The organism is Bacteroidales bacterium (assembly GCA_012517825.1).
Classification (GTDB): Bacteria; Bacteroidota; Bacteroidia; order Bacteroidales; family JAAYUG01; genus JAAYUG01.
Genome location: JAAYUG010000010.1, coordinates 1 through 14,418 on the forward strand (window position 1 = coordinate 1; position 14,418 = coordinate 14,418).

Genomic DNA, 14,418 nt, shown 5'->3' on the forward strand with positions numbered 1-14,418 from the left:
AAAACTTTTATATTTGCAGACCGATTTGAATTAATTGTTTGTAATTCACTGATATTAAAAGATTTTAAACATGACAAAAGCTGACATCGTAAACGAAATCTCCAGGAATACTGGAATCGAGAAGGTGACGGTTCAGAGAACCGTGGAAGCCTTTATGGAAGCTGTTAAGGAATCCCTGGTAAAAGATAAAAATGTTTATCTGCGGGGATTCGGGAGCTTTATCGTAAAGAAAAGAGCCAAAAAAACAGCCCGGAATATTTCCAAAAATACGACCATCATTATACCTGAACACTATATTCCGGCGTTCAAGCCTGCCAAGTCATTTGTGCAGAAGGTGAAGACAAACGTGAAATAACTGAAAAACTAAGGAATTATGCCAAGCGGAAAGAAGAGAAAGCGGCACAAGATGTCAACCCACAAGCGGAAAAAACGCCTGCGCAAGAACCGGCATAAGAAGAAAAACCGGTAAATCAGTGTACCATACTTTTTTATGGCAAACCTAAAAATCCTGAAGGGTTTTTAGGTTTGTTGTCTTCGGAAGCATTGAAAAAATAACGCGTATTGTGGTAAATGATCTTATTATTGATGTAACTCCTTCCGATATATCGATTGCCCTTCTGGAAGACAAACGGTTGGTTGAACTCCACAAGGAAAAACCTGACAATCAATATGCGGTAGGGAATATATACCTGGGGCGGGTTAAAAAAGTGATGCCTGGCCTGAATGCTGCCTTTATTGATATTGGTTATGAGCGGGATGCCTTTCTGCATTACCTTGATATGGGGCCGCAGTTCCGGTCACTGAACAGCTACCTGAAAACGGCTCTTTCACGTAAGGGGAAACTTCCTGGATTGTCAAAGTTCAGAAACGAACCGGATATTGATAAAAATGGCAAAATTACGGATATCCTTTCCGGGGGCCAGCTGATTATAGTGCAGGTTACCAAAGAGCCTATTTCTACCAAGGGCCCCAGGCTGACTTCCGAAATATCCATTCCGGGGCGGAACCTTGTCCTGATGCCCTTTTCTGACAAGATTTCCGTATCACAGAAGATTGAAAACAGCGACGAAAGAAACCGGCTGAAAACGCTGATCCAGAGTATCAGGCCCCGTAACTACGGGGTTATCATCCGCACTGCTGCCGAAAACAAAAAAGTGGCCGAACTGGATGCCGAACTCAGAAGCCTTATACGAAAATGGGAAACGGCATTCGAAAACATTAAAGGGGTTCATCCTCCCCGGCTGATTATCTCGGAACTTAACCGGACTTCAGCCATATTGCGTGACCTGCTCAATGTTTCGTTCAACAGCATTTATATCAACGACGAAACAGTTTATCAGGAGATCAGAGACTACATCGGCACCATTGCCCCTGAAAAGCAGAAAATCGTCAAGCTGTATTCCGGTTCAGAGCCTATTTTTGAGCATTTCGGCATTGTCAAGCAGATAAAATCCTCCTTTGGGAAAACAGTATCCTTTAAGAACGGTGCATATCTGATTGTCGAACATACCGAAGCGCTGCACGTGATTGATGTGAACAGTGGCAACCGCTCCAAATCTGCCCAGGATCAGGAATCCAATGCCCTTGACGTCAACCTGGCAGCTGCGGAAGAAATAGCCAGGCAGCTCCGGCTAAGGGATATGGGAGGGATTATTGTGATCGATTTTATCGATATGCAAACCAATGAGCATAAGCAGATGCTCTATGACCGGATGAAGGAGCTGATGGAACGCGACCGTGCCAAACATACCATTCTGCCCCTGAGCAAATTTGGCCTGATGCAGATAACCCGCCAGCGCGTAAGGCCTGAAATGACTATTGATACGCTTGAAAAATGTCCTTCCTGCAACGGCACCGGGCAAATTACGCCTGCCATTCTGCTCACCGACCAGATCGAAAGCAAACTGGCTTACTTTGTTGGTAAATACCAGTTGCGCAGGATCATTCTGAAAACACACCCCTATATAGCAGCCTATTTAACCAAAGGGTTCATTTCACTGCGGCTCAGATGGTCGTGGCGCTACCGGTGCCGGATCATTGTGCAGGACATGGAATCCTACCAGTTTCTCGAATACCACTTTTTCAACAAAGAGGAAGAAGAATTGTTATAGCTTCGTGTTTTCATAATACCAATCTATGAAACGAATTGCCGTATTTCTTGGTTTGCAGGTTTTCTTTTTCTTATTGGCTGCAGGACAGATTGTTAATCCGGTTTCGTGGGCATTTTCCTCCCGGCCGACTTCCGGCAATGAGGCGGAGTTGCTGTTTACTGCCAAAATAAAGCAGGGCTGGCATATGTACGGGGTTAACATTCCCGACGGAGGCCCGATTCCCACCTCGTTTCATTTCAATACTTCGTCTGACTATCAGCTTCAGGGAGAAATTGTTCCGGTCATCAAACCGGTTGTTAAAATGGATCCCAATTTCAATATTCAGGTTGAACTGTTTGATGGGAAAGCAGAGTTCAGCCAGAAAGTCAGAATTCTGAAGAACGGAAAGGTAACTGTGAGCGGGTATGTTGAATTCATGAGCTGCAGCGATAAGGAATGCACTCCTCCCGCACAGGAAGAATTTGCGTTTGAGCTTACCGGTACCGGTGCCGCGGAGACTGCCATACCAATGGCTAATCAGGGATTACAGAGTGTGCGCGTTGATACGGCATCAAAAACTGCGGTGCAGTCAGCTGAAGAGAATGCTTCAGCCGGGCCGGTGCAACAATCGGCATCTTCAGGCCAGGGGCGATCATTGTGGGGCTTTTTTCTGCTCTCGTTGCTGGCCGGCCTGGGAGGTATTCTGACTCCCTGCGTGTACCCGATGATTCCCATGACTGTTTCGTTTTTTATGCGCAATCAGGAAAACAGGCGTAAAGCCGTTTTTCAGGCTTTCATCTTTGGTCTTTCCATTACCCTGGTATATACCCTCGTTGGCGTTCTGGTGGCTGTTTTCAAGGGTGGTGCCGATGCAGCCAATCAAATCAGTACCCACTGGCTTTCCAATTCCATTTTTTTTCTGTTGTTTGTGCTTTTTGCCGCTTCTTTCTTTGGCATGTTTGAAATGATTCTTCCTTCCTCCCTTGCCAACAGGCTTGATCGGCAGGCTGACAGAGGAGGCATGGCCGGAGCATTCTTCATGGCACTTACAACCGTAATCGTATCTTTTTCCTGTACCGGGCCTATTGTTGGAAGCCTGCTGGTAGAAGCGGCAAGCGGACTTGCCCTGAAACCGGTTCTGGGAATGTTTGGCTTCGGGCTTGCTTTTTCATTGCCCTTTACCGTGTTTGCCATGTTTCCTTCCCTGCTGAAAAATCTTCCCAAATCAGGGGGATGGCTCAATGCAGTGAAAGTAGTTCTGGGTTTTATTATGCTGGCCTTTTCGCTCAAATTCCTCAGCAATATAAGTGAGAGCTATCACCTGGATTTTCTGCCAAGAGAAGTATATCTCTCTGTCTGGATCGTCCTCTTTGTTTTGCTCGGTGCTTATCTGCTCGGAAAAATCAGATTTGTCCATGATAGTGAACTTACCCATATTGGCTTCCCCAGGTTTTTGCTGGCTGTGGCTTCTTTTGCATTTGCTGTTTATCTGATTCCCGGTCTGCTGGGAGCCCCGCTGAAAGAGGTTGGTTCCCTCATTCCGCCGGCAAAATCTTCTGCCCCTGCTATGCTGAATACAGGTGTATCACCATCAAAATCGGGCGGCAATGAACTTTGTGACGTGCCTCTTTATTCAGATATTCTCAGTTTGCCATATGGCTTGAAGGGATATTTCGATTATGATCAGGGAATGGCGTGTGCCAGGGCTCTTAACAAACCAGTTTTTCTTGATTTCAAGGGGCATGCGTGCAGTAATTGCAAGAAAATGGAAGCGGAAGTATGGTCCGATCCGGCAGTGATTGAGAGGCTCAGCAGGAATTTCGTCATCATTGCCCTTTATGTTGACGATCGTTATCAGATGCCACAGGAAAAATGGATTACCTCACCGGTTGACGGGAAGGTGAAAAAGACCATCGGAGCAAGAAATGCTGATCTTCAGATTGAGAAATTCAGAAGCAATACCCAGCCATTGTATGCCATTACCGACGCTGAGGGCAACCTTTTAGCCGGTCCTCAGGGTGCGGAATTCAATATCAGTAATTTTATTGCCTTTCTTGATCAGGGGCTGGAACGTTTCCGGCAGAAGTAAACATTAAGAATAGAAATTTTACACGGGAGGCACGAAAACGAAGTTTTATTGAATCTCCCAGGTATCGCCACTGTTCAGAAGATCCGTTACCGTTTTGATTTTTTCGTTTACCCTGGCATTTTGTATCTGCTGGGTCACCATGTCATCATAGGTAGGGTACATAGCCGACCGGATCACGCCGACGGCTACAGGAAACCGGGGAGGAGCCATTTTGGCCAGCATGAGATGAATGCCGGGATCCTGCTGATACCTGTCGTGAACAAGAATATCGTTAATGGTAATTCCGTTTTCACCGATTTTAACTACTTCGAGCTGTGTGCCGTTCAGCCGGATTCCTTTATCACGGTTCTTGCCAAAAATCATGGGTTCTCCGTTCCGCAGATGAATCTGGTTCTCGTCTCTGTATTCTTTGCCGGTAATCATCTCGTGGGCTTTGTCGGCAAAGATTACGCAGTTCTGAAGAATCTCGACAACGGAGGTGCCGTCGTGCTTGGCCGCTTCAAACATCACTTCGGTCATGAGGGGGATATTGTTATCCACTGCCCGTGCAAAGAAGGTACCCTGTGCACCGAGGGTGAGTTCACCCACATTGAACGGATGTTCAATGGTTCCCTGAGGTGAGGTTTTGGTTACAGTGCCCATGGGAGTAGTAGGTGAGTACTGTCCTTTCGTCAGTCCGTAAATCTGGTTGTTGAACAACAGCACGTTGATGTCAACATTCCGCCGGATGGCATGAATAAAATGGTTTCCTCCTATGGCAAGAGAATCGCCGTCACCTGTTGCCACCCAGACGCTGAGGTGTGGATTGGCAATTTTCATGCCGGTGGCAATGGCAAGTGCCCTGCCGTGAATACCATGGAAACCGTAGGTGTTGACGTAATAAGGAAAACGGCTGGAACATCCGATTCCCGAAACGATCATGAAATTTTCCTTCCGGTAGCCGATTTTGGGAAACACATTGGCTACGGCATTCAGGATAGCGTGGTTACCGCATCCGGGGCACCAGCGCACCATCTGGTCGCTTACAAAATCCTGTTTGGTCAGCTCCACGCTGGAACGCTCGATGGTTGTATTTTGAAAGTCAGCCATATTTTATGCCTCCTTGAGTATTTTTTCAAAAGCATTCTTTAATTCTTCAATGGTAAAGGGAAGAGCCTGAACTTTATTGTATTGCAGGTACGAAAATTCAGGATGCTTCATCCGCAGGTAGTTCACAAACTGTCCCCGGTTGAGTTCGCAGACCACAATTTTTTTGAATCCGGAGAGGACTTCACGGGTATTGCGCGGGAGAGGGAGAATATGCCGGAAATGAGCCAGGCTGACAGAATATCCTTCTTCCTGCATTTCTTCCACGGCGGCCTGGGTACTGCCAAGGGTTCCTCCCCAGCTTACCACAAGCAGGTCTCCGGTCGGGTTTCCGATAATTTCCTGTGGAGCAATGAAATCAGCCACTTTTTCAACTTTCTGTTCCCTTAGCTGAACCATCAGCTCATGGTTAAGGGGATCGGTGGTAACTATACCGGTTATATTTTCTTTTTCCAGGCCGCCCACCCGGTGGCGAAGGCCTTCTGTTCCGGGGAGAGCCCATTTGCGTACCAGGGTTTCCGGATCCCGTTTATAGGGTTTGAAGTCGGGATCATTTGGTTTGGCAATAGGAGGGTTGATGGATGGCAGGGACTTGATATCGGGGATGCGGAAGAGCTGGGATCCGTTTCCGATGCCTCCGTCTGACAAAAGCACAACAGGGGTCATGTGTTCAAGGGCAATTTTGGATGCTTCGTAAGCAGCAAAGAAACAATCAGCAGGAGAGCTGGCCGCCATAACTACCAGAGGAGCTTCGCCGTTACGGCCAAAAAGAGCCTGCATAAGGTCTGATTGCTCTGATTTGGTGGGTAATCCGGTAGATGGTCCTCCCCGTTGTACATCGATCACCACCAGGGGCAGTTCGGTCATAACTGCCAGACCGAGGGCTTCGCTTTTGAGCGAAAATCCGGGTCCTGAAGTACTTGTTACGGCCAGGGAGCCTGTAAAGCTTGCCCCAATAGCTGAGCAAATTCCGGCAATTTCGTCTTCGGCCTGAAAAACAACAGCTCCCAAAGATTTGTGCCTTGCCAGTTCAGCCAGAATATCCGTAGCAGGGGTTATGGGATAGGAACCAAGGTACAACGGACGTCCTGAACGTTCCGAGGCGGCCAGCAATCCCCAGGCAGTAGCTATGTTACCGGTAATATTCCGGTAACGGCCGGGAGGCATTTTGGCTTTCGAAATATGGATTACTGAAGGAAGTACTTCAGTGGTTTCGGCATAATCATACCCTGCTTTGAGGACAAGAATATTGGCTTCGGCCAGTTGGGGTTTCTTTTTGAATTTTTCCCTGAAATAGGCAAGCAAAGGATCGGGTTTCCAGGACATCAGATAACAAATGAACCCAAGAACAAACATGTTTCTTGTTCGCTCCTTTGACTTACCATCGAGTTGCAGTTCTTTAAGGGCTTCCCTGGTGAGTGTTGTTACCGGAGCTTTGATCAGGTAATACTTGCCGAGGGTTCCATTTTCCAGCGGATTTTCAGAAAACCCTGCCTTCTGATTAGTTTCCGGAGTAAAAGAGTCGGCATCCACAATGATGGTTCCTCCCGGTTTCATCCATTTGAGGTTTGCTTTCAGGGAAGCAGGGTTCATGGCCACAAGGATATCGCATTGATCTCCGGTAGATTCGATTTTTTTGCTCCCGATGCGGACCTGAAAACCCGAAACCCCTGCAAGTGTATTCTGGGGTGCTCTGATTTCGGCCGGATAATCAGGAAATGTTGCCAGGTCGAGTCCGGTTTTGGCAGCCATGTCGGCAAATAGGCTTCCTGTAAGCTGCATTCCGTCGCCGGAATCCCCTGCAAATTTTACCACAATTTCGTCGCGCCGTTGAACTTTTTTCGCCATGGAATGTAAAGGTTAAGACGTGTGTTCTAATCAGGTATAAAAGTAGTGCAATTCATTTTCAAAAGACTACAGGCGTGATGTGCCGGAATAAAACGGCCGGAAACACCCCTGTGCGGCATTATCCTGCAATGTTCCGGTAAAAGAGTCTTTTTACCGGACTGGATGCCCGAAAAATGATACTTTTGCCTGTTCATTTTGCTGATAGGATGGGCAAAGGTATATATTTGGACTGCGAAAAAATGAAGTATTAATATTTTCTGCAACATATATGGCGCTTATTAAGACAGTCAGGGGATTTACCCCGCAGTTCGGCAAAGAATGCTATCTTGCTGACAATGCAGTGATTATAGGTGATGTGGTTATGGGCGATTACTGCAGTATCTGGTTCAATACGGTATTGCGCGGCGATGTCAATTCCATACGGCTGGGGAACAGGGTGAACATACAGGACGGAAGCGTTATTCATACCTTGTACCGGAAATCGGTAGCCATCATCGGCAACAACGTTTCAGTGGGCCATAATGTTATTGTGCACGGGGCCGAAATTGAAGATGATGTATTGATTGGAATGGGCGCCATTTTGCTGGATCATTGCAGGGTCGGCAGTCATTCCATTGTTGCGGCCGGAGCCGTTGTTCTGGAAGGGACAATAATAGAACCGGGAAGTGTATACGGAGGTGTGCCTGCCCGTCGGTTAAAAGGGGTGGAAGAGGAACAGGTAAGGGAAATGATTACCCGGATAGCTGAAAATTACATTACGTACGCAACCTGGTACAGGGTACCGTAGTCAGTCGCGTATGCGCCCCAGAGCCAGAGCGCGTATCATCCATCGCGGCAGGGATTTTTCAGGATTCCGCTTCTGAAGATTCAGATAGATACCCAGTTTCTTAACAATCGGAACGCGAAGGGTTTCAACAAATTCAATGAGGGTGCCGTCAGGGTCTTCGATGTACGCGAAATGACCGGCAGCTTCCCCCATATCGAACTTTCCGTTCATATTGGCAAAGCTGTCAACCGTGAAGGGGAAGCCTTTTTCCTCGCAAAGATTACGGAGGGCATCCATGCCCGATATGTCAAAACAAAGGTGGATAAATCCGAGATCTCCCCAGAAGCGGTCTTCAAAAATCCGGCGGGGCTGGCGGTCGAGTACCTGAATCAGTTCTATCTGGCTGGAACCAAAAAGCGCACTGAAACTTCCCTTTCTTTTTTGGCTGTGCTTAAGCAGTACCCTCCTCATGCGCACATTTCCTCCGGGCAGGTGTGCCAGATCATCAAAGGTTCCTGTAACATCATATACGGTTTCATCGTAACCCAGAATGCCGGAATATACTTTTCTGGCATTTTCGATATCACTTACCCCGTGCATCGTGCCGTACACTGCACCGGTATGCCTTTTGTTTTTAAGAAACCAGTCGTTGCCCGGGACAATCTGAAAGAGGTTTTCATACGGATCGCGGATAAAGAAAGTCTCCTGACCTGCCGGATCTCTGAAAACGGGCGAAGGATTCCCGTTCCTTGTTTTGAAATACCGGTGGGTTTGTTGTACATCCCTTGCTTTTATTTTAACGGCATTAATACCCAGGTCTCCTGTCAGAACGGGATGCTGGGGAGGCATAGGAATGCGTTCGGTATACTGCCATATTTCAAACCCGCCTCCTCCCTGCATATTGATGGCCAGGGCGGCATGCCTGCCACGGGGTTCATTACCCGTATAGGGAAGCATGAGCTTTGCTTCCGCCTTGTCTTCAAATATCCGTATGTCAGTGCCGAAAAACTCACGGTACCATTTCCATGCCTGGTGCACATCGGGAACACCAATTCCGACTTGCTGTATGCCACTGATGAGCGGCATTCCTGATTTTGAATTCTCCATAACAGACGTTTGCTTTTTTTGTGTTTCAGGTTCCGCGCTTCCCTGTTCATTTTCAGGAACGTTCTATCGACCCTGAATACGAAATCTGTAAAGCGGAACAAGGAATAATTACCATGATTCAGGTTGGTCTGAATTTTGACACAATGGCAAAAAACAGACAGGGAATATACCTGCGAAGGTATATCAGAATTTGCTCCTTGCCAATATATACTTCATGGCTTTTTCTTTTCACAGCCCGGATGATTTTACGGGCGCATTTTTCAGGTGAGATTCCTCCCGCCTGCCGGGGGTCCATCACCCCGTGCTCTTTGCCGTTTCCTTCGAGTGCATGGTAAGAAATATTGGTGCGTACCATACCCGGGCATACCATGGTTACATCAATACCTTCATGGTGGTATTCGGTCCACAGAGTTTCAAAAAAGCCGTGGAGGGCATGTTTGGAAGCTGCATAGGCAGAACGTACGGGGAAACCTATTTTCCCCATCACACTGCTGATGACTACGAAATGGCCCTTTTTCCGGGCCAGCATCCGGGGCAGTATTTCTTTTGTCAATGCAACGGTGCCGAAGAAATTAACTTCCATAATTTTTCTGTCCACTTCCAGAAGGGTTTCATGAACCATCGACCGCTGGCTGATTCCGCCGCAATGTACCAGAATGTCGACAGCCGGCACAAGTGTTTCAATACGTGCGGCAGCATTTTTTACGGATGCCGTATCCGCCAGGTCAATGGGCAAAACCCATGCTTTTCCTCCTTTTTTCTCAATCTCCTGCCTGATTTCTTCCAGTTTTTCTTCCGATCGGGCCGAAAGAACCACATCCGCACCTTCGCCGGAAAAGGCGTGTGCGAGGGCTTCTCCTATCCCCGAAGAAGCTCCGGTAATCCATACTGTTTTGTCTTTAAACTTCATGCTGAAATAGTTATATCGGTGAGGTAACGAGTTGCTGTACCATCTGAATGATGTCGTCATGCAACTGTATAAGACGCATCAGGTAAGGGTCTTTGCGTTTTTTCATCCTTCTGAAACGCAAAAAGCCTCTCACTTTTTTTAAGAGAATGAAGTAGTTGAATGCAAGAAAACCTGTAACAGGCAAGCTCAGAAGGTAAAGCAGGCTCATCCAGAAATGGGGCAGGACCAACAAGCTTGCCAGGAAAAACAACAGGTAAACCAGAGGGAACAAGAGAAAGGCCAGTACAAACTTAAAGGAGCTGTGAAACTGCGGGTCTTTGACCTTCCTGATTCGGATGAAACGTACCGGGAACCAGTAGGGAAGTATGTTGTGAATAAGGCCGTAAAGAAACAGAGGAAAACCAAGGACAAGCAAAAGAAGGGACGGCAGAAACGGAAAGGACTGGAAGGCTTTTTTTCTGAAAAGCCAGTACCTCAGGTTCAATTTTTCCGTACCTTCTTTCAGTTCTCTCACTTTTGCCGCCAGGGGTTCCAATTTTTCGGGTTGTTCCTGAGCGAATTGGTCAAGCTGTGTGGTGAGATGTTTGTCAAACCGGAAAGCAGCGTAATGATCTTTTTCCACGAAGTGAGGGGTATAGATAAACCGGAGTTCATGGATAACATCGTAAAAAGTATCATTCCGGATATCAATCATCAGCTGGCTGAGTTTTTCGGCCAGAATATCCCGCATAGCATTGAATGCTTTGGGTTTATTCTCCCTGTAGAGGGATAGAAATCCTGAAACATCAATGGGATCACCAAACTGAACAAGGAGGGGTCGTCTGAAATTCTGGTAATGATGATAATCCAGTCCTACGGGCACCATTTGGACGGGTACTGATTCGCCCAGTTCTTCCTGGGTGAGCATGGCAATGCGGAAAATGCCTTTTACCAGGGGTCTCAGGCGTTGTTTGTCGCCGTGGTTTCCTTCGGGCATGAGGCATAACGCATGGCGGTCGTGCAGGACGCTGAGGCATGCCTGAAACGTTTCATCGTTTTTGCTCAGATTTTCCGCGCCGTCGCGAATACGGAACACGGGCATGATTTTCAGGAAATGCAGCAGACGGGCCTGGGTGGGGTTATTAAAAATGTCGGCTCTGGCAAGAAAAACAGGCTGCCCGTGGGTTGCATAAAGCACTGCCAGTGCATCCATCAGCGCATTCTGATGGTTGGGTGCAAAGATAACGGGCAGGTTGTCGGGGATTTTGTGGGCATCGACAACCGTAATTCGGCTGTAATACTGGCGAAAACTAAAGGTAACCCAGGGTTTCAGGACCCAGTAGAGCCAGTCGAAACGATGAATGCGATGCCGGTTGGGTCGGAATGGCATAACACTATCGGGGTTCTAATTGTATTTTTTCAACAGTTGATACATCCTTCTGGTATCGGAACGATCCTGTAAAGAACAGGATGGCTGCAAGAACCAGAAACAAAGGAAGGATCGACATTCCCTGCTGGATTCCGTGTTTGTCGGAAATAGCGCCTACTATCAGGGGACCCAGGGATGATCCCAGCAGATTTTGTATCACCACTGCAATGGCATATGAAGTTGCCCGCAGTCCGGGATGTACAAGGTCCTGTGTAACAGCCGCCGCCGCCGGGATGAAGGCTGAAATGCCTACTCCCATCAACAGGAGCATGATATATTGCAGTGAACCGGAAAATACAACGAACGCCAGAAACAAAAAGATGGCCGAAAGAAAAGTGCTGATGGCCGGAAACAGAAGCCTTGCATTGGGACGGGTTCGTTTCCACTTATCTGTAATGAGGCCTCCGATGGGGGCTCCGATGAGGGCCAGCAGCATGACCAGCGATGCCTTTGGTCCTGCTTTATCCATTGGCAGATTATAGATGCGGTTAAAATAGGTAGCCAGCCAGAAAAGAATGGAATTGGTCACAAACACCACACCGGTAATTCCCAGGTAGGTAAACAGCAGTGATGGCCGTTCAAAAAATTCGGCCACAATATCTTTCAGCCCCATTTTTACTTTTTCCTGTTCTTTGGCATTGTTGCCGTTTTTAACCAGCGAAACGGTTTTATAATCCCGCACAAAAAAGAATAACACCGCCACAATGAACCCGGGGAGCGCTACCAGGCCAAATGCATGCCTCCAGCCCCAATGGGTGGCAATGATGCCTCCCAGGGCAACTCCCACGGCACTTCCCAGAGGAATGGCCGCATTCCAGATTCCCATCATCAGCGAACGTTTCCTTTCAGGATACATGCCTGCTATCATGGCAGTTCCTCCCGGTGCATACCCTGATTCACCAACACCAATGAAAAGCCTTGCTGTAAATAACTGCCTGAAATTGTTGGTAAATGCACAGGCCAGCGAAGCTACACTCCACAGGGCTGCCATAATGCCGATGGTTTTTCTGCGGCTCCAGCGATCAACCAGAACGGATGCCGGAAAAGTCAACGCCACAATTGACCAGTAAACCACCGACAAAAACATGCTTAACTGCTTGTCGTTCAAATGCCATTCCTTCTGAATAAAGGGACCGATGGATGAAACAACCATCCGGTCAGCATAATCAAAAAGGTATAGTAAAAACAGAAGAATAAAAACATAATTCGTATAACTTCTGCTGAACAGATAACCCGGAGGAGGAGTAACTTCTTTTTTCATACAGATGAATGTTTGTAACCTGATCGAACCTGTTAATTATTTGAATTCATCAAATATGCCGGTATTTGATATAGGTTTCCTTTCGTTAATCCACTCAACTTCGCGGCTAAATTAAACATTTTTTTAAGGTATGTAACCTTTTTGCTTTTCCGGTTTTCAAGGGTTGTCTTAATGTTAAATATTTCTTTCAGCAATGCCGCAAACCAGTTCCCTGATTTCATGTAAATGGTATCTTTGGGAAAACCTAAATATTCATCCTTATGCCGGAAGATTTTTATCCGATCGATGTGAAGAAGCTGACGGAGAATCCGTTTTATCTGATGGATGATGAGTGGATGCTGATAACAGCCGGTTCGCCCGGTCATTTCAATATGATGACTGCCAGCTGGGGTACTTTGGGTATACTCTGGAACAAGCCCGTTGCCCTTTGTTTTATTCGGCCGCAACGCTATACCAGGAAATTTGCTGACGAAAGTTCCTGGTTTACCCTTTGTTTTTTTACCGAAGCATACCGTGAGGCTCTGAATATTTGCGGCAGTAAATCGGGCCGGCATATTGACAAGGTAAAGGAGACAGGCCTGACTCCTGTTGTTACAGAAAACGGGAACATTATTTACAGGGAAGCCAGAATGGCATTTGAATGCCGCAAGCTGTACCATGATGATTTCAGGCCTTCGCAATTTGATGTTCCCTCTTTCATCAAACGCATTTACCCCAAGGAAGACTATCACAGGTTCTACATAGGTGAAATAGTTACCTGCCTGAAAAAATAAAACAGGTTGCAAATCATGGCCAATAAGGAGAAGTTTCGTTGCGGGCAGATGGGGAATACAGATTTTCTGTGGTTATCTCCGCTCGGATATATATCTGTATGTTTGTCAGCGGAAGCGGTTTGCCGGATTTCTTTTCAGGAGGGAAACTTCGGTAATGTATGGCCGCCAGATCATGCATTGGCCCATGAGGTAATCAGACAATTGAATGCTTACTTTGAAGGGAAGCTTCGGGCATTCAGCCTCCCTCTCTCACCCGGAGGTTCGGTTTTTCAAAATCAGGTCTGGGATGCCGTATGCCGGATACCATACGGAAGCACCGTGTCGTACAGCGCATTGAGCAGAGAAATTGGCCTTCCCGATGCAATAAGGGCTGTTGCCGGAGCCATCGCTTCAAATCCCTTGCTGCTTGTTATACCCTGTCATAGAGTTACAGGAAGTACCGGTAAACTTACGGGTTATTCCGGAGGGCTGGATCGTAAACGCAAACTGCTTGAACTTGAACGCCGGTTTGTTGTTTATGGTAAAAGCACCCTCTTTTAACATGACTGAAGCAGAAATCATCATTCAAAAATTTCCGGTGGTTCTTTTTGATGATACCTGCCTTCTTTGCAGCCGGGCAGTTCAGTTCATTCTGAAAAATGAAAAAGGGGTTCCTTTTTATTTTGTTCCTCTTCAGTCACCTGCACTGAAAAACTTACCTGGCTTAAATGGTCTTTCGGAGAAATCGGATTCACTGATCCTGCTGTACCGTGGAAACGTGTACCTCTGTTCCGATGCAGTGCTTCAGACTGCCAGATTGATCGGATTTCCATGGAATTTAACTGCAATTTTTTTTCTGATTCCGCGAGCGATGCGTAACGGCCTGTACCGGTGGATCGCTTCGCACCGGTATCAGTGGTTTGGGAAAACGAATACCTGCATGGCGTTTACCGGCAAATTCAGGGGCAGGTTATTGGAAATTACCTAAAATTCGTAATCGCCTTGCTCAAATTTCCTGAACCGGTCGGCAAGATAGGCAATCATCCGGCTGATGGATTGGATGCTTTCAGTGGTTTCGTCCGAGACGGTTTTTTTCCCGAG

14 protein-coding genes are annotated in these 14,418 nt (G+C 47.1%); 7 read left to right on the forward strand and 7 right to left on the reverse strand.

Annotation, left to right across the window (positions count from 1 at the left end):
- The first annotated feature begins 70 nt into the window (after positions 1–70).
- The 3 genes from GX419_00805 to GX419_00815 all read left to right on the forward strand — a co-directional run bounded on the left by GX419_00805 (position 71) and on the right by GX419_00815 (position 4,179).
- Positions 71–355, forward strand: coding sequence for an integration host factor subunit beta (locus tag GX419_00805; GenBank protein NLI23230.1), 285 nt, complete (start codon positions 71–73; stop codon positions 353–355).
- Positions 356–563: 208 nt separating this feature from the next.
- Complete coding sequence (locus tag GX419_00810) at positions 564–2,111, forward strand: Rne/Rng family ribonuclease (GenBank protein NLI23231.1); 1,548 nt, start codon at positions 564–566, stop codon at positions 2,109–2,111.
- A 25-nt stretch (positions 2,112–2,136) separates the two neighbouring features.
- Positions 2,137–4,179, forward strand: a complete 2,043-nt coding sequence (locus GX419_00815) for a DUF255 domain-containing protein (protein NLI23232.1) — start codon at positions 2,137–2,139, stop codon at positions 4,177–4,179.
- A gap of 45 nt (positions 4,180–4,224) precedes the next feature.
- On the opposite strand, the gene GX419_00820 is transcribed toward GX419_00815, so the two are convergent.
- On the reverse strand, positions 4,225–5,268 hold the full coding sequence (locus tag GX419_00820; protein ID NLI23233.1) for a 2-oxoacid:ferredoxin oxidoreductase subunit beta: 1,044 nt from the start codon (positions 5,266–5,268) through the stop codon (positions 4,225–4,227).
- A 3-nt stretch (positions 5,269–5,271) separates the two neighbouring features.
- On the reverse strand, positions 5,272–7,113 hold the full coding sequence (locus tag GX419_00825) for a 2-oxoacid:acceptor oxidoreductase subunit alpha (GenBank protein NLI23234.1): 1,842 nt from the start codon (positions 7,111–7,113) through the stop codon (positions 5,272–5,274).
- A 268-nt stretch (positions 7,114–7,381) separates the two neighbouring features.
- Between GX419_00825 and GX419_00830 the strand changes: the two genes are divergently transcribed.
- A complete protein-coding gene (locus GX419_00830) occupies positions 7,382–7,900 on the forward strand; it encodes a gamma carbonic anhydrase family protein (GenBank protein ID NLI23235.1) in 519 nt (172 codons plus the stop codon).
- Here GX419_00830 and GX419_00835 read toward each other — a convergent pair whose 3' ends face one another.
- From GX419_00835 to GX419_00850, 4 genes are all read right to left on the reverse strand, one after another.
- The gene (locus GX419_00835; GenBank protein ID NLI23236.1) at positions 7,901–8,965 is read right to left on the reverse strand and encodes a VOC family protein; all 1,065 of its coding nucleotides are present in this window, start codon (positions 8,963–8,965) and stop codon (positions 7,901–7,903) included.
- Between the two features lie 139 nt (positions 8,966–9,104).
- Entirely contained in the window at positions 9,105–9,896 is a 792-nt protein-coding gene (locus tag GX419_00840; GenBank protein NLI23237.1) for an SDR family oxidoreductase, read from the reverse strand.
- Between the two features lie 10 nt (positions 9,897–9,906).
- Positions 9,907–11,265 (reverse strand): hypothetical protein, encoded by a 1,359-nt coding sequence (locus GX419_00845; protein NLI23238.1) that lies wholly within the window; start codon positions 11,263–11,265, stop codon positions 9,907–9,909.
- Between the two features lie 4 nt (positions 11,266–11,269).
- Positions 11,270–12,565, reverse strand: a complete 1,296-nt coding sequence (locus tag GX419_00850) for an MFS transporter (GenBank protein ID NLI23239.1) — start codon at positions 12,563–12,565, stop codon at positions 11,270–11,272.
- 260 nt (positions 12,566–12,825) lie between these two features.
- Here GX419_00850 and GX419_00855 point away from each other — a divergent pair, with 260 nt between their 5' ends.
- The 3 genes from GX419_00855 to GX419_00865 are packed head-to-tail and all read left to right on the forward strand — an operon-like array spanning position 12,826 to position 14,305.
- Complete coding sequence (locus tag GX419_00855; protein ID NLI23240.1) at positions 12,826–13,338, forward strand: flavin reductase family protein; 513 nt, start codon at positions 12,826–12,828, stop codon at positions 13,336–13,338.
- 48 nt (positions 13,339–13,386) lie between these two features.
- Positions 13,387–13,878, forward strand: coding sequence for a methylated-DNA--[protein]-cysteine S-methyltransferase (locus GX419_00860; GenBank protein NLI23241.1), 492 nt, complete (start codon positions 13,387–13,389; stop codon positions 13,876–13,878).
- Between the two features lies 1 nt (position 13,879).
- Positions 13,880–14,305, forward strand: coding sequence for a DUF393 domain-containing protein (locus tag GX419_00865; protein ID NLI23242.1), 426 nt, complete (start codon positions 13,880–13,882; stop codon positions 14,303–14,305).
- Here the strand turns inward: GX419_00865 and GX419_00870 are convergent.
- Positions 14,302–14,418: DUF4924 family protein (locus GX419_00870; GenBank protein NLI23243.1), on the reverse strand; the 117-nt coding region annotated here is incomplete at its 5' end. The genes GX419_00865 and GX419_00870 overlap by 4 nt on opposite strands.